The sequence below is a fragment of the Dyadobacter pollutisoli genome, from assembly GCF_026625565.1.
In the GTDB taxonomy this organism is placed as follows: domain Bacteria; phylum Bacteroidota; class Bacteroidia; order Cytophagales; family Spirosomataceae; genus Dyadobacter; species Dyadobacter pollutisoli.
In genome coordinates this window covers 2,542,346-2,565,774 of the sequence record NZ_CP112998.1, presented here as the reverse complement: position 1 = coordinate 2,565,774, position 23,429 = coordinate 2,542,346, and the positions used below count along the sequence as shown (strand labels likewise).

Annotated in this window: 17 protein-coding genes; 7 read left to right on the top strand and 10 right to left on the bottom strand. The window is 44.9% G+C overall.

The features are described 5' to 3' along the window. Window positions 1-5 precede the first annotated feature (5 nt). Together ON006_RS10520 and ON006_RS10515 are read right to left on the bottom strand one after the other, a co-directional pair. A complete protein-coding gene (locus ON006_RS10520; protein ID WP_244819738.1) occupies window positions 6-998 on the bottom strand; it encodes an alpha/beta fold hydrolase in 993 nt (330 codons plus the stop codon). A gap of 88 nt (window positions 999-1,086) precedes the next feature. Then, the gene (locus ON006_RS10515) at window positions 1,087-2,250 is read right to left on the bottom strand and encodes an MFS transporter (protein WP_244819737.1); all 1,164 of its coding nucleotides are present in this window, start codon (window positions 2,248-2,250) and stop codon (window positions 1,087-1,089) included. 339 nt (window positions 2,251-2,589) lie between these two features. Between ON006_RS10515 and ON006_RS10510 the strand changes: the two genes are divergently transcribed. The 3 genes from ON006_RS10510 (at window position 2,590) to ON006_RS10500 (ending at window position 5,606) form a co-directional block, all read left to right on the top strand. Beyond that, window positions 2,590-4,095 carry a serine hydrolase domain-containing protein gene (locus tag ON006_RS10510; protein WP_244819736.1) on the top strand — a complete coding sequence of 502 codons (1,506 nt, stop codon included), beginning with the start codon at window positions 2,590-2,592 and terminating at the stop codon, window positions 4,093-4,095. A 79-nt stretch (window positions 4,096-4,174) separates the two neighbouring features. After that, entirely contained in the window at window positions 4,175-4,819 is a 645-nt protein-coding gene (locus ON006_RS10505) for a hypothetical protein (RefSeq protein ID WP_244819735.1), read from the top strand. Window positions 4,820-4,988: 169 nt separating this feature from the next. Continuing rightward, window positions 4,989-5,606: a DUF6134 family protein gene (locus ON006_RS10500; RefSeq protein WP_244819734.1), complete on the top strand. Its 618-nt coding sequence runs from the start codon at window positions 4,989-4,991 to the stop codon at window positions 5,604-5,606. A gap of 24 nt (window positions 5,607-5,630) precedes the next feature. Here the strand turns inward: ON006_RS10500 and ON006_RS10495 are convergent, their stop codons facing one another. The 7 genes from ON006_RS10495 to ON006_RS10465 form a co-directional block, all read right to left on the bottom strand. Beyond that, entirely contained in the window at window positions 5,631-6,755 is a 1,125-nt protein-coding gene (locus tag ON006_RS10495) for an efflux RND transporter periplasmic adaptor subunit (protein ID WP_244819733.1), read from the bottom strand. 24 nt (window positions 6,756-6,779) lie between these two features. Then, window positions 6,780-10,040, bottom strand: a complete 3,261-nt coding sequence (locus tag ON006_RS10490) for an efflux RND transporter permease subunit (protein ID WP_244819732.1) — start codon at window positions 10,038-10,040, stop codon at window positions 6,780-6,782. A gap of 421 nt (window positions 10,041-10,461) precedes the next feature. Continuing rightward, on the bottom strand, window positions 10,462-11,850 hold the full coding sequence (locus ON006_RS10485; protein WP_244819731.1) for a TolC family protein: 1,389 nt from the start codon (window positions 11,848-11,850) through the stop codon (window positions 10,462-10,464). A 154-nt stretch (window positions 11,851-12,004) separates the two neighbouring features. Next, window positions 12,005-12,916: a helix-turn-helix domain-containing protein gene (locus ON006_RS10480; protein ID WP_244819730.1), complete on the bottom strand. Its 912-nt coding sequence runs from the start codon at window positions 12,914-12,916 to the stop codon at window positions 12,005-12,007. 189 nt (window positions 12,917-13,105) lie between these two features. After that, window positions 13,106-13,522, bottom strand: coding sequence for a hypothetical protein (locus ON006_RS10475; protein WP_244819729.1), 417 nt, complete (start codon window positions 13,520-13,522; stop codon window positions 13,106-13,108). A gap of 336 nt (window positions 13,523-13,858) precedes the next feature. Further along, complete coding sequence (locus tag ON006_RS10470; protein ID WP_244819728.1) at window positions 13,859-14,740, bottom strand: bestrophin family protein; 882 nt, start codon at window positions 14,738-14,740, stop codon at window positions 13,859-13,861. Further along, window positions 14,737-15,324, bottom strand: coding sequence for a 3'-5' exonuclease (locus ON006_RS10465; protein WP_244819727.1), 588 nt, complete (start codon window positions 15,322-15,324; stop codon window positions 14,737-14,739). Before ON006_RS10465 ends, ON006_RS10470 begins: the two co-directional genes overlap by 4 nt. Window positions 15,325-15,447: 123 nt before the next feature. Between ON006_RS10465 and nspC the strand changes: the two genes are divergently transcribed. After that, on the top strand, window positions 15,448-16,605 hold the full coding sequence (nspC, locus tag ON006_RS10460) for a carboxynorspermidine decarboxylase (RefSeq protein ID WP_244819726.1): 1,158 nt from the start codon (window positions 15,448-15,450) through the stop codon (window positions 16,603-16,605). A gap of 125 nt (window positions 16,606-16,730) precedes the next feature. Here nspC and ON006_RS10455 read toward each other — a convergent pair whose 3' ends face one another. Continuing rightward, entirely contained in the window at window positions 16,731-17,630 is a 900-nt protein-coding gene (locus tag ON006_RS10455) for a PIG-L deacetylase family protein (RefSeq protein ID WP_244819725.1), read from the bottom strand. A gap of 384 nt (window positions 17,631-18,014) precedes the next feature. On the opposite strand from ON006_RS10455, the gene pyrG reads away from it, so the two are divergent. The 3 genes from pyrG (at window position 18,015) to ON006_RS10440 (ending at window position 23,423) form a co-directional block, all read left to right on the top strand. Then, the gene (gene pyrG / locus ON006_RS10450; RefSeq protein WP_244819724.1) at window positions 18,015-19,679 is read left to right on the top strand and encodes a CTP synthase; all 1,665 of its coding nucleotides are present in this window, start codon (window positions 18,015-18,017) and stop codon (window positions 19,677-19,679) included. 85 nt (window positions 19,680-19,764) lie between these two features. Then, a complete protein-coding gene (gene yidC / locus ON006_RS10445) occupies window positions 19,765-21,588 on the top strand; it encodes a membrane protein insertase YidC (RefSeq protein WP_244819723.1) in 1,824 nt (607 codons plus the stop codon). Window positions 21,589-21,710: 122 nt separating this feature from the next. After that, window positions 21,711-23,423, top strand: coding sequence for an ABC transporter substrate-binding protein (locus tag ON006_RS10440; RefSeq protein ID WP_244819722.1), 1,713 nt, complete (start codon window positions 21,711-21,713; stop codon window positions 23,421-23,423). Window positions 23,424-23,429 lie beyond the last annotated feature (6 nt).

The window sequence follows — 23,429 nt, the reverse complement described above, 5'->3', positions numbered from 1 at the left end:
GCTTACTAGCGTTCCAAAAACTTTACTAATGGTTGAATAAATCTGTCAAAATCTTCAATGTGAGGCAAATGACCAATATTTTCCAGTTCGACCAACTCGCTGTTCTTGATTTTTGCTTTCGTTTGCCTGCCAAGTTCCGGATAATTTCCAAGTGATTGTCTAACCGCTTCAGGCGCTAAGTTTTTACCAACGGCACTTCGATCACGCTGCCCGATGATGAGCAGAGTCGGAGCGGTTATTTTTTCAAATTCGTAGCAAACCGGCTGGGTGTAGATCATATCGTAGGTCAGCGCGGAGTTCCAGGCAATGCGGGGATAATCTTTATTTAATGTCCAGCCAGCCAGCAGATTTACCCATGGCGTGTACTGCTCTTTCCATTTTCCGTCATAATAGCTGTTCAGCTGATAGCTTTTAATGGAATTAAAATCGCTTTTCAGCTCAGTCTGATACCATTTGTCTATCGGTTGAAAAGGTACTTTCAGTTTGTAATCTTCCAGTCCGATCGGATTTTCCAGAATGAATTTTTCAACCACTTCGGGATACATAATCGTAAACCTGGTAGCGACCATCCCGCCCATGGAATGCCCCAGAACTGTAATTTTAGTCACATTCAGGTGGTCCAGTATCCTTTTTGTGTTGGCAGCTAATTCGTGAAAAGAGTATTGAAAGTGGGCTGGTTTGGTAGATTTTCCGAATCCGATCTGATCTGGGATAATGACCCGGTACCCTTTGTCAGCCAGCACCTTCGCAGTTTGTTCCCAGTAGGCCCCATTAAAATTCTTCCCATGCAGCAGCATGATACTTCTGCCATTGGGCTTCTCTGATTTAACGTCCATATATGCCATTTTTAGCTTTTCACCTTGCGATTCGAACTCAATGTAAGACACTGGGAACGGGCATCGATAGTTGGTAAGATCAATGTCCAGGTTTCGTAGTGAGTCTTTCTGAGCTTTTATCTGAGGTATACAGACCGCGAAAAGCAGTAGTGAAACTAGCATGGCTTTCATTTGGAATGGGGCTAAAGTGAAAAAAGGATAACATTTCGATTATCCTTTTTATTACTCAAAATAATGTACCAGCCTGAAACTATTGGATCAATTTCGCTTTGGTTGACAAAAATGCTGTCAATGAAGCCAACATTCCTACGATCGCAAATGACCAGCGAAGGTCAGCGAACTGGGCTACGATCCCGATCAATGGAGGCCCGATTAAGAAGCCGATGAAACTGATAGAGGATACTGCCGCAAGTGCCATACCGGCTGACATTGTGTTTGATTTTCCGGCTGCGCTGTACACAAGAGGTACAACGGACGAAACTCCAAATCCAACCAACAGGAAGCCAAATGTGGCGGGAACTAAATAAGGAAGGAATACTGCAATAGCTAATCCGGTACCCATTAAAGCACCGCTGATCTGTAACATTTTCTTTCTTCCAAGACGGTTTGCTAACCAGTCGCCTGCAAAACGGCCACCTGTCATCGTACCCATAAAGGCTACGTAACCAAGGGTTGTCAGCGTGGCAGGGACTTTAACCGCTTCCTGGAAATATACACCACTCCAGTCGAACATAGCGCCTTCACAAACCATTGCACAGAAGCCGATCAGACCAAGCATTAACAAATCGCGGTCTGGTTTCACAAACATCGGCTGGGCTTCTCCTTCATTTCTGTCGCTATCGGGCATTGTGTGCTTGTAAGCTGTAAAAATGACACCGAACGCAATCGCTGCAATGACTAAAAAGTGAATATGAGGAGGGATATTGACCGAAATAAAGAATGAGCCGATCATAGCGCTCACGAAACCTGCAAGGCTCCAGAGACCGTGAAATGATGCCATAATAGACTTTCCGTAAACCTGCTCTACCGCCACTGCCTGTGTGTTCACCGCAATGTTGGTCAGGTTACCCCAAAGGCCAAAAGCGAAAAGTACGATGACCAGTTGTTCTGTTCTCGTTACAAAACCGATGAATGCGAGGGTTACTGCATAAAGAATAGCACCAATGAGGACCATTTTCTTGCTGCCGTAGTGGGTTACCATCCATCCTGAGATTGGCAAACTTGCCATTAATCCAAGAGGAAGCGCCAAAAGTACGGTACCCAAACCCCCTTCGGTCAGGTGCAGCATGTTCTTAATGTCCGGGATGCGGCTTGCCCATGCCGCAAAGCTTAAACCCTGAACGAAGAAAAAAGCTGCTACGGCAAGGCGTAAATACTTTCGGGAGTCGGATGGGGCGAAAATTGAATAATTCATAGGAGCGAAAATTTAACGAACAACGTGTGTGACTAATAGTTCGTATTTATATAATATGATTTTTTTAATTTCTTGGTTGATTACTCTGTGTCTTTGAAAATGGACTATTCTTTTGTTAAAAGACTTACAGATGCAAAATTAACGCATTGAGTGCAGATTTAATTCAAATAAATTGTACTTTTTTAATTAAATTAAAAAGTATGTGTTGTACAAAACCAAGAAAGTGGAATATTGTAATATCGAATTGCAGCGGTTTATAAACGAAATCGAAAAAATGGTAGATAAAACAGTTCTGATTCACTAAATTCACCCATCACCTTTTCACTAAAATTTCCTAAAATGAGACTGAGTTCTACTTTACTCATGAGCTTTTTTGCCCTCGCCGCATCGGCCCAACAGATTCAGACGGAGCGTATCAAAAAGATCAAGGCTACTTTGCCGGTGATCGAAAAATTGTATAAGGACTATTCTGAAAAAAATCATTTCCCGGGCCTGGCATTCGGGCTGGTAGTGGACGGGGACCTGATACTTTCGGGAGCCAATGGTTTTTCGGAGATCGCGACGTCAGTGAAAGCCACGCCCGGATCATTGTTCAGGATTGCATCAATGTCCAAAAGTGTGACGGCAATGGGCATTCTGGCGCTGCGGAAAGAAGGTAAATTGAAACTGGACGATCCTGCCTATTTATATATCCCTGAATTGAAAACAATGCCTTCATTGACGACCGATGCTCCGCCGATCACGGTCAGGCATTTGCTGACCCACGCGGCAGGCTTTCCCGAGGATAATCCCTGGGGCGACCGGCAGCTGGATACTAAGGATGAGGAGCTGATCGAGCTGATCAAAAAAGGAATATCGTTTTCCAATGTTCCCGGTGTTACTTATGAATACGCCAATCTGGGTTTTGCGATGCTGGGCAGGATTATTACCAATGTGTCTGGCAAGCCATATCAGGAGTATATTAATGAGATGATTTTGAAGCCACTTGGAATGAATAACACGATCTGGGAATATTCCAAAGCTCCGAAAGCACTACTAGCGCACGGCTATCGGTACGAAGATGATGTGTGGAAAGAAGAGGAACTTTTGCATGATGGTACTTATGGAGCAATGGGCGGCCTGATCACTTCAATTGATGATTTTAGCAAATATGTGGCGTTTCATTTATCAGCCTGGCCACCGAGTTCATCACCGGAAAGAGGGCCGATTTTACGCAGTGACGTGCGGGAAATGCAAATGCCCTGGAATTTCAATAGTTTGAATGCCTCATACAAGTACCCGAGCGGACGCGCCTGCGCTATGACGTCGGCGTATGGCTATGGCTTACGGTGGAGCAGCGATTGCGAGGGTAGGACGGGTATCGGGCATACCGGCGGGTTACCCGGTTTTGGAAGCCAATGGCAGATCCTGCCTGAATATGGTATCGGAATAATCGCGCACGCGAACCGTACCTATGCCGGTATGGCGACCATTAACATGGCAGTTTTGGATACAGTTATTGCCCTGGCCGACCTGAAACCGCTTCCGGTAAAGGTTTCTAATATTTTGAAACAACGAAAAGAACAACTGGTCAAACTGGTCCCGGACTGGAAAAATGCGGAGCAAAGTGGCATTTTCGCCGAGAATTTCTTCCCGGACCGCTCGGTATCGCATCGTAAAAAGGAACTGGACCTGCTACTGGCCAAAACGGGCAGCATTACCGGGTCTACCGATATGAATGCGGAGAATCAGTTACGCGGCACTTTTCTGCTGAAAGGTACTACCGGTGATATCCGGGTATATTTTACATTATCGCCGGAAAACCCTGCATTGATCCAGCAACTGGACTTTTCGCTTGCCAAATAACTGATAGACTTGAAATTTTTAAGCACGGGATAGGGGGGATGTTTTTCTGGATTGTCTGAGAATAAACAAATCAGAAATCATGAAAAATATCTTCTTATCACTCACATTCATTTTTTGTCTTGCGGCCATAACGGATTCGGTCGCGCAGGAAAACCAGACTATTTTTAGAAATTCGGGTATTCGCAGGTCTGGCGGTTACGCGGCCATTTCCAATAAGTTTACCAAGATCAATGGTGACTTTGCCAATATGGCTGAAATTTATGGCGGCTGGTTTGTCAACCAGCGTTTTATGCTGGGAGTAGGGGCGGCCGCAACTACCAATCACATTCCGGTACCGCTTGAAAGCCAGCAGTTTCCAGGGCGAAAAATGACTTACCAGTACGGACAGCTGGGTTTAATGACTGAATATGTGGTTGCATCAACCAAAATGGTGCATGTTAATGTCAATCTGTTAACAGGTACCGGATTCACATTGCAGTACGACCGCCACGATGTGGATGACTGGGATGATATTGACTGGGACGATCGCTATGATGATGACGATGTAAAATGTTTCTTTGTGATGGAGCCCGGTGTGCAGGTTGAATTTAATGTGCTGAAATGGATGAGATTTAGCCCCGGCGTGTCATATCGCAAAGCTTTCAATGCCAAAGGAAATGGCCTGACAGACAGCGACCTGAGCAATATTTCATACAATCTTACGCTGAAATTCGGCAAATTCTAAAGCGGTTAGGGGGAACTGGTGATTTGTGGTATATTATGCCTCAATTGATCCACAGTTCCCAGAGGAGGAATCCGATATAATGCTGATAATGTCCATCAGGGGCAATAGGAACAAAAGTTGTACTGTTATATAAAGATTGCACACTATTTCCCGACTAAACCTTGACAAGATGAGCGTTTCAGGATTTGTAGTTTTTGGATGGTTATTCCTTTCTGTTTGGGCTGTAAAAGCTCAAAATGTGTATGATGTGATCGTCGCGGGCCGTACCATCGGTTCATTAAAAGTATTTGACGATAAAGGAAAAGATAATACTGAGACCCACCGGATCGAGTCGGATTTTAAAATCATGTTTTATAAAGGCAAGTACTCGACCCAGACAAACTATTCGCAGGGAAAATTGATATCTGCCACCTGTGCGCATCATGTGAATGGTGACCTAAAAGAAAGAACTCAAACTAAAAGCAGCGTCAAATCACTGTATGAAGTATTGTTTTCCGGCGAGGATGGGAAGGACAAGCCTAAAATAGAGTTTAATAGTCCCATTAACAGCACTATTACAGGTTTATATTACAAAGAGCCTATTAACATTAATGAGGTGTATTCCGAACGATACGGTAAAATGTGCAGCGTCAAGAAACTGTCGGAAGGCAAATATGGCGTTTCACTACCAGACGGAAAACAAGGGATATATTCTTACAAAAACGGCCTTTGCCGTGAGGTAAAGACCGATTTGGCAGGATTTAAGCTGCGCATAGTTTTGAATGAAGGGAAAAATACAGTGAACTAGCTCGTCGCCGGTTCACTGTATTTTTTATAATGAAACCTGTTTGGTGTGTTTCACTTCCGCATTGTCCCTGATTTCTTCATTGGCGATTTTCACGATCGTATCGCCCTCCTTAATGTCTCCAAAAATCTCCGTTTTATCGTCACTGCTTGTACCCGTTTTGATCGGTACCCACACCGCTTTTTGATCAACAACCTTGATGACATAGGTTCCTTGCGTGGAATTCAAAACAGCTGACTTTGGAATAGCATAAGAGTTCACATCACCGGTCAATGGGATAGAAACTTCGGCAATCATACCGGGTAAAAGTTTTCTATCACTGTTAACCACATCCATTTCCGTCCTTTGCGATCTTAAACGAGTGTCGAGCGCACCAGCCAGGCGACTTACTTTGGCGGGGAAACTCTGGTTAGGTAATGATTTTACTTTGAAAGTTACCTCGCTTTTGTTTTTCAAATAGCTGGTATATGCCTCCGGAACGCTCACCACCAGTCTCAGTTTACGCTGTTCAACCAATGTAAACAAAGGAAATTCAGAACCTTTGCCTGACGGGCCTACATAAGCGCCTGCGCTCACATTACGTGCCGTGATGACGCCGCTGAATGGTGCGCGGATTTCCAGGTAATTTCTGGTATCGGTTATTTCTTTGCTCGTCGATCTGGCTGCATCAAGCTGTGCGAGGTCGGAATTTCTTTTGGCCAAAGCTACGTCCAGGTCGTTTTGAGAGACTGTACCGGGTGTTTTGCTGGTTTCGAGCAGCCGTTCGTAATTGGCTTTGCTGGCCTGGTAAATGGCCTCCTGCGATTTAAGTCTCGATTCGCTGCCTATCAGCTGTGAAGTGAGCTCAGGGGCCTCCATGGAAGCAAGGAGCTGGCCTTGCTGCACCTCGGTACCGACATCGGCGTGCAGTTTCTTTACAAAACTGCTCACTTTGGCATACAAATCTACCTGCTGGAAAGCGATCAGCTCGCCTGGAATCTGCAAGCTGGAAGCCAGTGAATGCTTTTGCAATGTAAATGTTTCAACTGCGGCTGCTTCCACCGGGGCTTTTTTGTTTTCTTCTTCCTCCGCTTTGGAAGATCCGCAGTTTTGTAATACCGGCGCGGTGGCGGCGACCAGTACGGTCAGGGCGATGTGACGTATATTTTTCATTGTAGGATCAGTTCGACTCTTAGATTATTTGGCCATAGGAACATAAAACTTGCTTTCTTCATCTTCTGGATCAAGCGAAACACTCTGCGTGGTAGCCTTACCCTGTCCCCACGCGAAAACCAGCGGCAGGATAAACAATGCGGCAAAAGTAGATGCAATCAACCCGCCAATTACGGCTCTTCCGAGTGGAGAAGACTGGTCACCGGCTTCTCCCAATCCGCTCGCCATCGGGATCATACCCACCACCATGGCTACGGCCGTCATCACGATCGGGCGGAGGCGCAAGCCAGCGGATTCCTGCGCGGCCGCCACTGCATCACCGCTGTACTTTCTCAGCTGTTCGGCATTGGTAATGAGCAGTACCGCATTCGATATAGACACCCCGACGGACATAATAATGCCCATATAGGATTGAAGGTTCAATGTGGAGCCCGTAATCATCAGCAATGCCAACGAACCGAATACAACCGCCGGTACTGTGGTCAGTACAATGGCAGAAACTTTGAATGATTGAAAATTGGCAGCCAGCATCAAAAATATCACGACAATCGCTACTACAAGACCGTTTTGAAGACTTTCTAGCGTATCGGTCAATGTCTGGCTAAGTCCTACGAGTTCGACTGAAAGCCCCCTTGGCAACTCGCCGAGCGACGCCAGTGCTTTTTCAACATCAGCCTTTGCAACTCCCAAATCAATGTTATTGAGATTGGCTGTGACCGACAACACAGGCATGGAGCCGAGGTTATCATTTTCACCATAAGTAGTGTCAGGCGTAATGGTGGCAATGTCACCGAGCACAGGACGATTGGAGTTTCTCAGCAGCGGTATTTCACCTATATCATTGATACTGTTCATCTTGCTTTCAGGGATCAAAACCTGCACATTATAGCTGAATCCACCTTTTTCGTCGACCCAAATGTTCTTATCGGTGTAGCGGGACGAGGAAGTAGAAGCGACTAGGGATTTGGAAACATCATTCATATCAACACCCAGCTGAGCGGCGCGTGTCCGGTCTACCTCAATGTTGATTGCTGGATATTTGTTGGATTGTCCCAGCTGAATATCACGCAGGTAGCTAATCTCTTTGAGTCTTTTAATGACCTTCTGAGCATATTGTTCATTCACCTTCTTATCCCGCCCCGACATCCGTACTTCGATCGGAGTAGAGGATCCCTGACTTAAAATCTTGTCAGTCAGTTCAATGGGTTCAAATGAAAGCGCAAGGTCCGAAATGGTTTCACTGACCCGTTTCCTGATTTTTTCCTTTAATTCATCCAGATTAGGGTGAAAACCTTCGCTTAACCCAACCTGCAAAACGGCTTCCTGCGGCCCGGCCATCCACAAATAGATCGGGCTGATTGAAAACAATGCTGGGTGCTGTCCGACATAGGCTGAGGTTACCGACACATTTTCGCTTCCTACAATATCTTTGATCGCCTGAATGGTTTTCAGCGTTTTCTCCTCAGTCCGTTCAATCCGGGTACCTTCGGGCGCGCGCAGCCTTACCTGAAACTGGTTACCATTTACTTTTGGCAAAACATCTTTTCCAATGTTAGTAAGCATCAATCCGGCCAATGCTGACGTGACGATCAGGTAAGTGATCACAATAGGCTTGCGGTAGGGGATCATTCGCTTGATAAACCGCATGAATCTGGCGCGAATACGTTCAAATGGGCTGATCGTGCCATTCTGGTCGCTATCGGCCCGGTGAATGAGTGCTTCTTTTTGCTCGTCTTTATTTCTGCTCAGGCCGGAAGCTGCAAATTCTTCCGAATCGCTCATTTCGCCGCCATCTTGTTTTTTGTGATGCTTTACCTTCATGATCCAGTTCGCCATCACCGGCACGAAAGTCTGCGCCAGAAAGTAGGAAATGATCATACTGAAACCGATCGCAAGCGCGAGAGGCAAGAACAATGATCCCGGAATACCGCCCATTGTGAAGGCTGGCGCAAATACCGCGAGGATACAGAACAGGATCAGCAGTTTCGGAAAGGCAATTTCCTGACAGGCGTCCCAGATCGCGAGGGCTTTGGGTTTGCCCATATCCAGGTGCTGGTGAATGTTTTCAATGGTCACGGTACTTTCATCGACGAGAATTCCAATCGCCAATGCCAGCCCGCTCAACGTCATGATGTTAATGGTTTGTCCAAATAAATTGAGGAACAAAACGCCGGAAATGATGGAAGTAGGAATAGTCAGGATCACGATTAATGCGCCTCTTGCGTCGCCGAGGAACAGCAATACCATTAAACCTGTGAGGATCGCCCCAATGGTACCTTCCGTCAACAAACTCATCACCGAGTTCATTACATAGGTCGATTGGTCAAATTCGTAACTGATCTTCACATCTTCCGGCAATGTGCTCTGGATGCGCGGCATGGCCTTTTTCAGGTTTTGAACCACTTCCCAGGTAGAAGCATCGGCACTTTTGGCAATACTCAAATAAACTGACCGCTTGCCATTCACAAGGCCATAACCCGCCGTTATGTCCGCCCCGTCTTCCACAGTAGCCACGTCGCGCAGGTAAAGGTTCTGAACCTGGCCTTTGAACAATGGAATATTTTCAAAATCCTTAATATGTCGAACCGTGGTATTGGTCGGCGTAATGTAGTTTTTATCACCGATCCGTACATTACCCGAAGGCGCCGTCTGGTTGTTGACACGCAATGCTTCCACCAGCTGATCGGTTGAAAGATTATGCGAACGCATGAGTTCGGGATCAGCTTTAATGACAACCGTCCTGATGTTTCCTCCAAAAGGCGGGGCCGAAACAAGTCCGGGAATGGATGTAAATGTAGACCGTACATATACGTTGGCAAGATCCAGCAACTCATTATTAGAGCGTTTTTCGCTGCTAATGACCAATTGACCAACGGGTAGGGTAGACGCATCGAAACGGATAATGAATGGCGGGTTGGACCCTGGGGGAAAGATCGCCTGGGCGCGATTCGTGAATGAACTGAGCTCAGCCGAGGCCTGCGCCATGTTCGTACCCGGGTAAAAATTGATCTTCATCAGGGTAAGTCCCTGTATATTTTTTGTTTCAATGCTCTTAATACCATTGACATACAGCAAAATATTGATGTACTGCTTCGCAAAGAATGTCTCCATCTGCGTAGGAGTATACCCTCCAAACGGGTGCGCAATGTACATCACAGGCAGGTCGAGTTTCGGGAAAATATCGACCTTGATATTCCGGACCGCATTGATACCGAAAAAGAATAAACCCGCCACCAAAACCATGATGGTAATAGGTTTACGTAGTGCAAAACGTATTAAATCCATGTTACTGTTATTTGTAGGCTCAATGGGTATGTGTCAGGGATTGTCACTTGTTGTCATTTTTGGTCAGGGGTTGTCATTTTTAGTCATTTCTGGTCAGGGGTTGTCATTTATTGTCATTTTTGGTCAGGGGTTGTCATTTTTAGTCATGTATTGTCAGGGGTTGTCATTTTTAGTCATGTATTGTCATTTATTGTCCTTTTGATTCTGCCGATTTTAGAATAAGTGACTATGAATGACTACCAATGACTATAAATGACTACCAATGACAATACATGACAATACATGACCACTAATGACTACCAATGACTATAAATGACCACTAATGACTACTAATGACAATACATGACCACCAATGACCACTAATGACTATATCTGGCCAAATCACTTCGCAACTATTCATTTTTCAATCCGCCCCTGTCTGTTATTGATTCAGAAATAGGTTAAAATCTCCGGTTGCGGCTGCTTTGAGCAGTAATGCCTGCCATAAATTACTGAGCGCGACGTCGCGGTTTGTTTCAGCACGCACGAGGATGTACAATGCTTGCGTGACATCCACAATGTTGCTCAGACCGTTTTTATATAAAACACTTTTTTGCAGGTACGCATCTGACGCGGATTTGACCTGTACCGGCGCTTCCTGAAAATTGGAAACTGCATTCCTGATCTTGTTTTCTGACAAAAGAAGTTGATTGCGAATTTGCTGGTCTACCAGGTTGAATTCTTCCTTCAATGCATTGGAAACGAATGTTTGAGCTGCTACTTGCTGCTTGGTCCGTAGTATACTGGTCATATTCCAGGTAGCGCCGATGCCGAGCAAATAATTGGCCCGGACGGGTTTGATACCTTCGAAATAGCTTTGGGTATAGGCATGCTGATCGGTGGCATAAGTGGATGAAAAACCAGCGCCACGGCCCTGAAACACACCAAATAATGAAAACGTAGGCATACCCAATGTATGGTAGTATTTCGCCTGGCGGTCGCTCACGGCGATGCGGTTGGAATAGTATTTCAATAGCGGGTGACCTTCTGTTTTGGAAACGGTATCGGAAAGCGATCCGGGAATCCTGGTAATGAACAATGTATCCAGCACAAATTGCTGATTGGTGGTGCCCATTAACCGCGCCAGATTATTGGCTTGCTCCTGTTCGAAATCCCTGGCCTGGGTAATGCTGATTTTGGCATTGGAAACTTCCGCATTGGCCAGCGAAGAGTCTACGCCGGGGATCAGGCCGTTTTTAGCACGGGTTACGACCACACTTTTCAATGCAGATGCACGTTCCAGGTTATTCTCCCAGGATTTGGTGAGGCGCTGTGCGACCAGTAAATTGAGATAGGCACCTGCCACTCTTACGCTGTGCTGAAATTGCTCCTGTTCCAGATCACTCTGATCGCGGGTAACAATGGATTCGGAAACCTGTATGCGCTCACGGGCGCGGCCGAATGCGAAGAAATCCCAGTTGACATTGGTCAGGTAAAGTGCACCGAAAGCGGAATTCCAGTTTTGTTTCGGTAGTGGTAATCCGGACGATGCGACTGAAAGGCCTAATCCGTACAATGGGCCATTTTGTCCATTGATAGTACCGAAATCTTGCTGGGCAGACAAATTGAAGTTGGGCAAGTACTCTTTTTTGCTCTGCTGTACCGTCGCTTTGGACGCGCTGAGGTAATTGTTTTTCGCTTTGATCGACGCGTAGTTGGAGAGCGCGGTCTCGACAGCATCATTTAATGACAGAACCTGGGCGGAGAGTTTTTGACTGGCAGGAATGATTGCCACGGTTAAAAACAGGATGGAGAAACATCTATTGAGCATAATTTCAATCAAATTACCTGACAATGTAACCGAACAGACCACTTTTGAAATATTCTCAGATTATGGAGTGGCTAAATTGCTTTGCAAAGGTAGTTGGGCGATGCTAAGCAATGTGTACTACTTTCAAACAATATCTTATAAAATTCAAACATCACTACCTTTCGTGAACGCGATAGGACTTTGGTGTGATGCCAATTTGTTTTTTGAACAGATTATTAAAGTAGGCAGGATATTCAAAACCCAGACAAAATGCGATTTCGGCGACGCTCCAGTTGGAATGTCTGAGCATGATTTTGGACTGCGACAATATCCGGTCGATAATGTGTTCTGTGGTCGTCTTACCAGTATTTTCTTTCAATGCTCGGTTCAAATGGTTGACATGCACGCCCAGCTTACCCGCGTAGTCTTTTGCCGTTTTGAGTTGCAGTTTGTGCTCAGGGGACTCGATAGGGAACTGTCTTTCCAATAGTTCACGGAAAGCGGAGGAAAGCCGGGTTGAACCATTCAAATTCGGGTCTGCCACTTCGGAAGGCTGCATTTTCATTGCTTCGTGTGCAATAACATTGACATAATTCCGCATCAGATCATATTTGTGAACGTAACCGGATTCGATGTCAACCTGCATTTTGCTGAAAATGCCCATGAGGTATTCCTCCTGCTCTTGATTGATAAAATATACCGGAATACAGTCGCTGCGCAGAATAGGGCAGTCGCTCACCGTTTTGGCACGGGTCATGGTGCTTAGGAACTCGTCGGTAAACAGACAGAAGTAACCGGCCTGCTCGTCAGAAAGCGCTTGCCAGGAATAGGGAACATTGCGGTTGAAGAATACCAGCGCGTTTTGATCGATCTCGATCTGATTGCCACCGTAGGAAAGAATACCTTTGCCGATGATGAGGGATATCTTGTAAAAATCCCTGCGTGCGTAGGAAGTATATTTATTGCAGAATACCCGGGAGAACACATTGAAATGCCCCTCGTCCCCGGTTGTTTTGTCCGGACCTTTTAAACCTTTTGCGGCGGGGTGCGTCAGGTAAAAATGTGCAACACTTTCACTTGGTATCATGCGTTGAAGTTATGAAATTCAAATATTCAGCGCAAAAGTAATTGGTTAAAATGTAGTTAAATGATCTCGCACCTTGCTAATATTATATTTTTTAAAACTATAATAATCTTTATAGGAGGATGTTGATGGCCATATATAGCAAAAGCCAGCTACTAGGAGCTGGCTCTGCATTTTGCGGCAACTGAGGTATTAATCGACTGTGGGATAAGGAGAACTGTCAACACCGCTCTTGTCCGCGATTTGAGAAGTGTCCTTATCTACAAAATAGGTTGGTGTCTTGTAGTTTCTGGGTGAAACCAACGGATTGATTTCAATGCCTTTCACTTTGTAATCCCTCATGACGATGAGCGCCACAGGCCGGGGTGCATATTTGGGCGTATTGCTTACGTAGCGGCTGCGGTATTGTTTGCCATGCCTTTCAATCGTATTGAAATTGGCAACCTTGACCGTGTTGCCGCTGTGCTTCGCTTTTGCCTCCGCAGCTTTATTTGGATGTTTATAATTGTGAACGGAGATACCCGGATCTACAATGGATTGCGATTTTGCTGTAAAAGCCATCATGACCGCTAAGACTATCAATGCGGTCGACAAAGTGGTTTTTCTCATGCTTCATCAGTGTTTTTATGGAACATTAATATCCGTTTTAATAGCGGATGCATGGAAATTAATAACTTTTTTACACTTATACCCGCCGCGCTTTTTGGTGTAAAAATGCCGATTTGACTAAATCAGGGTCGATTTAAATCTGTTATTGGCTAAGATTGGGAAATGCTTGGGAAAATTGGTTTGTGTTCAAACCATGTTTTTGTGAAAAATCATTAAAACGCAAAAATCAGGTTTTGATCAGGGGAGATGAAAAAAATAGAAAAAGATTAAATTTTAATGACTTTCTGATCCAATTCTAATAAATCCCTAATTTTTAGATAGGTTTTGCCGATCCGACTATTTTAATAAAGCGTGGCTGGATGTCTGAATCCCTTTACAAATTCTTTCGATGGGAAGGTCGTTGCTATCCTCACCAAATGGATCTTCAATTTCTTCTGCAATTACTTCGAGGCTGGCCAGGATATAGAACACAAACATGACGAACGGAATGACGAGAAAATGCAAGCTGAAAACGTAGCCAATAGGTAGTGTAAGGCAGTAAGTAAAAATGAATTTCTTAATGAATGAACTGTATGATAGCGGGATAGGGGTGTTTTTAATACGTTCGCAGGCTCCGCAAATGTCGGTTAGCGATTCAAGTTCGCCATTTAGCAGAATGGTGTGCTCAGGCAGCAGAATTCCCTTTTTTTGCAATTCAATGACCTTACTAAACAATGCAGAGGCAATCTGATTGGGAATGTGGTCGTGGATGTTGATTGTGCTTTTGGTTAAGTAGGCCGTGTCCTCAAACTCTTCGGGCCGATAGCGGTTGCGCAAATGATTCTTCAAGGCAAACCCATAATTTGGAATCATTTTTTTGAAAAAATCGCGCTCCTGAATATGTTCCGGATCCAATAACCCATTGATCTTCAGGGCCAGGTTTCGACTACTGTTCATGAGGCCGCCCCATTGTTTCCGGCCTTCCCACCACCGGTCATACGCCGTGTTAGTCCTGAAAACGAGTAGCATCGATATTACAAAACCGAGCAGGGAATGCATTAACGATATGTTTTTGAGATCGTTATCTTCGCCGAGTTTAAGATGTACAATGAGAATGTAGGCAACAATCGCAGCATAAACACCGATGGTCAGGATGAGCGGCGTGAGTTTTCGAACTGTGTCAGCCTTTTGGAAATAGAAGATGTAGCGAAACCATTCCTTGGGATTGTAGTCTATCATACAAGTTTTACCTGGTCAATGAGCTTGAAAAATTCTTTGAAGCATTTCGCTGTCAGTCGGGCGTCTTCCAGTGCATTGTGCGTTTCCTCTTCGCGTTCGAAACCGAAGTAGCTGGCGACAGAGCCCAGGCTCAATGAGCGGGGGACTGATTTGCCATTCTTTTCGAGGATCTGAAAAAAGAGGTACGAGACAGTGTGCAGGTCGATCATTTTGTTGGAGAACGACCATTTCATTTTCTCGTTCCGATAGGCGTAGCGAAGAAAATTGATGTCATTGATCACGCTCTGGCCGCAAATGATAACATTGGAAAAATTGGGCTTGCCAGCATTGAATTTTTTGATCCACTTTTCAAATTCCGGAAGGACATCATATATCATCGGCGCGTCTTCCAGGTCGGCCATGGAAAGGCCGTGTACCTCTTCGGATTTGACCGAAAAAGCCTCTTCATTCTCCGGATACACATTTTGCAGGTAGGTCCCGAGCGATTTCCACTGATCGTCAAAAAGCTCCGCGCCGATCTGAATGATCTCGTTCCAGCCCGGCTCGGGGCCTGTCATTTCAATATCTAGTACGAGGAAGGACATAGGGTATGCGTAGTGGTTGGTAAAAAATTGATCATGCTTTGGAAACTCAAACTTATACTTTTGTGTACAAAATTAGGCAAACATTACATTTTAGCAGATCCATTCATTATTCATTTATATAAAATGCCCATCGATTACAGTCAAATACCATCACCTTGTTTTGTTTTGGAAGAAGAATTGCTCCGCAAAAACCTTCGCCTGATCGATTCTGTGCAAAATGCAGCAGGTTGTAAGATCATTCTCGCACTGAAAGGTTTCTCCATGTACAGCGCTTTTCCTATTGTAAGGGAATACCTGAGCGGGGCTACGGCGAGCTCTCTAAACGAGGTAAAGCTGATCAATGATTACATGGGTTACCAGTCGCATACCTATATGCCTGCTTATCTGGATCAGGAATTTGGCGAGATCATGGAGCGCAGCAGCCACATTACTTTTAATTCACTAAGTCAATGGGAGCGGTTCAAGGATAGGGTAGAGGCTTTCAAGGCGAGCAATCCTTCACATGAGCTTTCGTGCGGGATCAGGGTTAATCCGCAGTACTCGGAAGTGGCTACGGATATGTACAATCCCTGCGTGCCGGGGTCGAGGCTGGGCGTGACGCGCGACAAGTTGCCGGATGTACTTCCCGAGGGCATCGACGGAATTCACTTTCATACATTATGCGAGAATGGCTCCGATACTTTGGAGCGGACACTGGCAGCGTTGGAATCCCGCTTTGGAGACCTGCTGCATCAAGCCAAATGGTTGAACATGGGCGGTGGACACTTGATGACCCGTGAAGGATACGATCTTGATAAACTAATATTATTAGTTAGTACTATCAGGGAGAAATATAATCTGGATGTGATACTCGAACCAGGCTCAGCTATCGCATGGAGAACGGGAGAATTGGTAACGACTGTGCTGGACGTAATGGATAGTCAGGGTATAGACGTAGCGATACTGGATACCTCATTTGCAGCCCATATGCCAGACACTCTGGAGATGCCTTATAAGCCTGTAATTAAAGGTGCGTACCATGAAGCATTAACTGGCAAACCTACTTACAGAATGGGCGGAATGACCTGTCTGGCAGGAGATTTCATCGGAGATTATTCATTTGATCAACCATTGCAAATCGGGGATAAAATTATATTTGAGGACATGATCCATTACACCATGGTGAAGACCACAACATTTAACGGTGTTAACTTGCCTTCCATCGGAATCTGGGAAAAGAGCCAGGAATTTAAACTGGTACGTTCTTACGGATACGAAAGTTTCAAGGACAGGTTATCGTAGTAAATGATATGTAAACGTTAAAAAACGGATACAAAATGAGAAAACGGTTATCTTGGAAAGATCATACTCCTCCACGATAACCGTTTTTGTTTTTAAATGATTTCTCTGTCTGGTATTTCAGAAAATCAATTGGCTGGCAGCATTGGAAAAAGACGCCGAACCTCCTCCGGTGACGGCTGTTTGCCGTACTCTGTGATCTCAAAAACTTCAACGAAACGGATCTTTTCAGCCTGCTCTTTTCCGTACCATTTCTCCAATGTAACCTTAATTTCCGGTGTCACGGAAGAGCGTCTTTCTGTCGATGCGAGTAACCATTTTTTTCTTTCTTCAGCACCCTTTGGCACGTTAGCAAGATCCTGACTTGTCCAGGGAAGCCACTCGTAAAATTGGGAAACATGTGCGTCCAATCCGTGTACTTTTTTAGTAATTGCGCCGGTGATATCGATGGCTATGTCCGGGCGGAACGGATTAGGTCTTTGAAACCTGTCGCGGAAGTAGAGAAAAACAGGATTTTTAACCAATGGAGGCACACTGCTAAGTATGTTGGGTACGATAACCAGGTACGACGCATCCTGTACCACCACGCCTGTATTGCGGTGATCGGGGTGATAATCATTTGTTCTTGGCGCAATGACAACGTCGGCATTCCATTCCCGGATTTTCCGGATCACCGCCAGCCTGTTTTCAAGCGTGGGAAATAGCTCGCCATCGTGGTTATCCAGTACGTCATATTCGATACCCAGCCGCTTGGCAACTTCTTTGGTTTCATTGAGCCTGCGCATGGCAAGTTCGCCGCCACCCATGTCCTGGTGCCCTGCGTCACCATTGGTCAGCGAAACAAATTTTACCTTATGTCCCATCGACGAATAAATGGAAGCCACGCCTCCCGCTCCAAGATCACAGTCGTCAGGATGCGCACCGAAGACGATAATTTTTAATGGGACCTTGGCAGTTTGGTCGGCGGTCTGCGCGAAAGCGAGAGATTGTAACAGCAAAAGTGCCGGGATAAATATAAATTTCCTCATAGTTAGAAAAGTGGTTTTAAAGGTTTAGCAAGGATGCAAAATAGGAATTTATATTGGGTAATATGTGAAACTGGCTTTGTTTAAAGCGTTTATACGTTTGAGTACATTGTTTTGAAACCCAAGCCGGAGAGGTAATCCCGGAAATCTTTCAGAAAGACTTTTTTAAGTCAGATTAATGCGCATATTTTGAAGGAGAATGACGCTTCTACCTGGCAAAAAATGCCCTGTGGAGCATTCCAGCGCAGAAAAATTTACTTTGGCTAACCTGCCAGAGTAACAAGACCTTAATACGTTCGCACCAAATAATTACAATAGGTCTTACAAGATTCTTGTAATAATCCTGTACCTTTGTATCCCGTAATCATAGAAAAAAAGCAACGTCTTATGGCTTCCAAAGCACGAAAGACCGCGAAGTACATTTTCGTTACGGGCGGTGTTACATCTTCACTTGGCAAAGGAATTATTGCCTCATCATTAGCTAAGTTACTTCAAGCCAGAGGGCTTTCAGTCACAATTCAAAAATTCGATCCATATTTGAATATTGACCCGGGTACCATGAATCCATACGAGCACGGAGAATGCTACGTAACGGACGACGGAGCCGAAACTGACCTCGATTTAGGACATTACGAACGTTTTTTAAATGTTCGTACCTCTCAGGCCAACAACGTGACCACTGGTCGTGTATATCACAACGTAATCACAGCCGAGCGCCGTGGCGACTTTTTGGGAAAAACCGTTCAGGTTGTTCCGCACATTACCGACGAACTTAAAAGAAACATGCTGCTGCTCGGGCAAACCGGTGACTATGACATCGTGATTACTGAAATTGGCGGTTGCGTGGGGGATATTGAGTCGCTTCCTTTCCTGGAAGCGGTTCGTCAGGTGAAATTCGAAATGGAAGAACACGACACGCTTGTGATCCATTTGACATTGATCCCATATCTGAACTCTGCCGGCGAGCTTAAAACCAAGCCTACCCAGCACTCGGTAAGAATGCTGCAGGAGTCGGGAATCCAGCCGGATATCCTGGTGTGCCGCAGCGAGCATCCGCTACCTTATGACATCCGCAAGAAAATCGCATTGTTCTGTAACGTACAGGTTAATTCTGTGATCGAAGCAATGGATGCCGATACGATCTACGCAGTGCCTCTTTTAATGTTGAAGGAAAGACTGGATCAGCGTGCATTATATATGCTGGACATTTATAATGATAAAGACGTAGATCTGGATTCATGGAAGACCTTTTTGTCAAGACTGAAAAATCCTGTTGATTCGATCCGTATCGGGCTGGTGGGTAAGTATGTGGAGCTTCATGATGCTTACAAATCGATTATTGAATCGTTTATTCACGCCGGTGCTGCCAATGAATGTAAGGTTAACATTGAATGGATCCATTCTGAAAGCCTTACTGCCGAAAATGCGGTTGAAAAACTGGAAAATCTGGATGGCGTATTGGTTGCGCCAGGTTTTGGTGAAAGAGGGATTGAAGGTAAAATTGCCGCGATCCAGTACGTTCGTGAGAACAACATTCCTTTCTTCGGTATCTGTCTGGGTATGCAAATGGCGGTTATTGAGTATGCCCGCAATGTGATAGGCTGGGAAAATGCCCATTCTGTTGAAATGGATACAAATACAGACCATCCTGTGATCCACTTAATGAAGGATCAAAAGGATGTTTCCAATAAAGGTGGTACCATGCGTTTGGGAGCATATCCTTGCCGCATTAAAAAGGACACGCTTGCGAACCGGATTTATGGCAAGACCAACATCAGCGAACGTCACCGTCACCGCTATGAGTTTAACAATAAGTACCTGAAAGATTTTGAAGAAAAAGGACTGGTTGCCACGGGTATCAATCCCGACAATAATCTGGTCGAAATGGTTGAGCTTCCCGGCCATCCGTTCTATATCGGTGTACAGTTTCACCCTGAGTTGAAAAGCACAGTGATGAACCCACACCCGCTTTTTGTCAATTTTGTGGCAGCTGCTTTGTCATATTCTCTCGAAAAAAGGTCAGTAGAATCGTTAAACCCATCTGTCCACTGATCACAATTCAAGACCGATAAGGAAAAAACTTATTACCTTTGCCGTCCCGCGAGGGGTAAACTATTTCAATAATTTTAAGTAAATAATGGATAAAAATTTTATAATCGGCTTAGTACTTATTATGCTAATGCTGATAGGCTACCAGATCCTGGTTCCGAAACCTGAGGAACCAACCCCTGTAGCGCAAGTAAAACAAGATACTTCAAGAGCATCTGTTTCTTCATCAATAGCTCCGGATTCTACTCAATTACCCTCTCAATCAAGTGATTCTGCTGTTGCACAAGTAGCTCCGAAAGAGCTGGTTATAGAGACGAAAGATACCAGGGTGGTGTTCACCAACAAAGGTGGTGTGATGAAAGAGGTAATGTTGAAAAACTACAAAACCTACGATCAGAAACCACTTTACCTGATCGCTGAAAATCACAATAACTTCCGCATCAATTTCCCTACGCCAACTGGTGATGTAAAGTTGACAGACCTGTTCTTCTCGACCGACGCTGAAAATCAGGTGTTGGGTGAAAAAGATTCAGTGATCGTTACTTATAAAGTAAACCTGAAAAACAATCAGACCGTTGAACAAACCTACGTGGTTCGCGGAACGGGTTATGTGATTGATTATGGTATCAAATCCAATGGGTTGGGATTGGGAGACAAGTCTGTTGAATTCGATTGGAGCAATGATTTGCTTCAACTGGAAAACGATATGAAGAAAAACCGTGAGGTGGTAACCATTAACTATTACACGGACGATCTGCAAAGCCTGGCCACAAGCCCTACTGCCAATGAAGAGGCTAAGACAGCCGATCCTGTGAAGTGGTTCACGATCAAGCATAAGTACTTCCTGGCCGGACTAATCGCTGAAAAGCATCCATTCGGAAATGTGACATTGAGAGCTGATGTTAATCCAAATGATTCGACAATTGTAAAAACAATGCACGTTTCTGCAGGTATCCCAATGTCGGCCATTCAAAAAGGGGAGGCGAACTATCAGTTCTTCCTGGGACCTAACGACTACCATTTGGTGGACAAGGTAAAGGCAGAGAATTTTGATCAGAATGTTTACCTGGGATATGCGTTTTTGAAGCCTATCAACAAGTTCTTCCTGGTCCCTCTTTTCAATTTCCTTGAAAAATTTGTGAGCAACTACGGTTTGCTAATCGTATTGCTGGTATTGTTCGTGAAAACCCTTTTGACCCCGCTGACGTATAAATCGTACATCAGTATGGCCAAAATGAAGTTGCTGGCTCCTGAACTGGAACAGATCCGCAGCCAGAACCCGGACGATATGGCGAAGCAGCAGCAAGATCAGATGAAGCTGTATCAGCAGGTAGGAGTAAGCCCGCTTAGTGGCTGTATTCCGGTGCTTGCCACGATGCCGATCCTGTTCTCGCTCTTTTTCCTCTTTCCAAACCTGATAGAGCTGCGGCAGCAATCTTTCCTCTGGGCAAGTGACCTTTCGACTTACGATTCATTTATAAAGCTTCCGTTTACAGTTCCTTTCGGAGTAGGAAACCACATCAGCTTGTTCACCGTCCTGATGACAGCTTCCAGCATTGGTTACGCATATTATAACAACCAGGTAACACCTACTCAGCCGGGGCCGGTGAACATGAAAATGCTTGGCTACATTATGCCATTGATGTTTATGTTCGTTTTGAACTCGTTCCCTGCCGGTCTTACATTCTACTATTTTGTTTCCAACGTGGTGACCATCGCGCAGCAATTGCTGATCAAACGCTTTGTGAATGAGGACAAAATCAGAAACATTCTGGAAGAAAACCGCAAAAAGAACGCGAACGGAGAAAAGAAGCAAACCAAGTTTCAGAAATATCTTGAAAAGTCGTTGCAGGCAGCGGAAGAGGCTAAAAAGAAGCAGGCTGATTTAGAGAAACGTTCTAAAAAGAAATAAAAGATTTATTGTATCGTAATATAAAGGGCAATGTTTCCACCAGGAAATATTGCCCGTTTTTTTCTCTTTGAACGGTTTTCGTAATTTGTCCGATCAAATTTAATTTTGACCCCACTAGTCTGATGAGAGTTATCATTTCTTTGATTTTAGTTGTCCAGTTAGGTTTACACGGTGCTGCCATCGCGCAGTCTGTACAATCGGAAAGCAGATATCGATCGGCTGTCGCAGATTACAAGCAAGGTAAATATGCGGCTGCGATGGAGAAGTTTTCTCCCCTGACGAGCGTGAATTCCAAAACACCGTATTCTGCATATTCTCATTACTACTACGCGCTTTCTGCATATCAGTTAAAGCGATATAAAGAAAGCAAGCAAATGCTTGTCCAGCTGCAGAGCCGCTATCCGGGCTGGAATAAGATCAATGATGTTTATTACCTTCTGGGAGCGATCAGCTTTGATAATAGCCAGACGAAAGAGGGATTGGATTATCTCGAAAAAATCAAGGATTCATCGTTTGCGAAAGATGTTCAGGCATTAAAGCAGCACCATCTGGCAGGTGTGGATGATCTTGCCAAATTGATAAACCTGCAAAAACAGAATGCTTCTGACCGTGACATTGCATTGATTTTGGTCCAATACATTCAAAGATCGCCTACTTCTACACAAATTGACATGCAGCTGGCGGACCAGCTCGACAAGCAGTTTAAATTCAGTAAGAAAGAAAAGATAGCGGCCGACGACAAGCCAGTCCGCAGTACGCCGAGGGCGGAAGGGCAGTGGACGAAGGGTTATCTGGACGTGTCGGTGATGCTTCCATTTAGACTCGACGAGTTCAGTACTTCCAAACGCCGCTCCAACCAGTTTGCCTACGATTACTACATTGGCCTCACGATGGCAAAGGAACAGCTGTTGACCGAGGGGATTAATGTCAATCTTTGGGCATATGACGTCAGCAATGATGTCAAATCAGCTGAGGCGATCGTGGATAACAAGAATTTTCAGCTTTCGGATATCGTGATCGGGCCATTGTACCCCGGTACATTCGATGTCACGGCGGATTTTGTTTCCAAATCCAGCACGGTTATGCTGAACCCGCTTTCGACGGACGGCCATTTGTTGGCATCAGCGTCCAATATTTACCTGGGCCACCCTTCTATCACCTTTCAAACTCAAAAGGCGGCGCAATGGATGAAAACGCTGTCCGTTGGGACATCGAGCGCGGTGATTTATTATGGTAATACGTCCAAAGACTCTGCGATGGCCTTTTCTTATGCCAATGAATGGAAGAGTAAGGGTGGCAAGGTGATGGCGATCGTAAAAATACTTCCGGACAGAGAATGGATGGAAAGCAATATCCCTTCATTTGAAACCGCAAGACCTTCTCATTTCGCTTTGTTCGCCTCGGACGGATCAGCGGGCAGCACATTAGTCGAAGTGCTCAACAGTCGCAAATTGACGAGTTTGCCGATTATCGCAACATCTACAAGCTTCAATTCGCAGAACTCAAGACTGTCCAGATATGGTTCACGGTTGTATCTGATCGATGCGGACCATGTGGATCGTGAAAAGGAGAGTATTCGTCAATTCCAGAGAAATTATTGGAACAAAACCAATACATTCCCATCGACATACTCCTATCAGGGTTATGACCAGCTGCTGTTTTTTGCGAGAATTGTATCAAAATATAAAGACAAATTCATTCATGGACTTCAAGCCAGAAAGTATGGGGAGGAGGAGTTTCTGTTGAATGGATTTGATTACACCAAATCAAATGAAAACCAGATTACACCTGTTTTGAAATTCAGCGGTTCCAAATGGATCCCTGTGGACAGGTAGTATCAA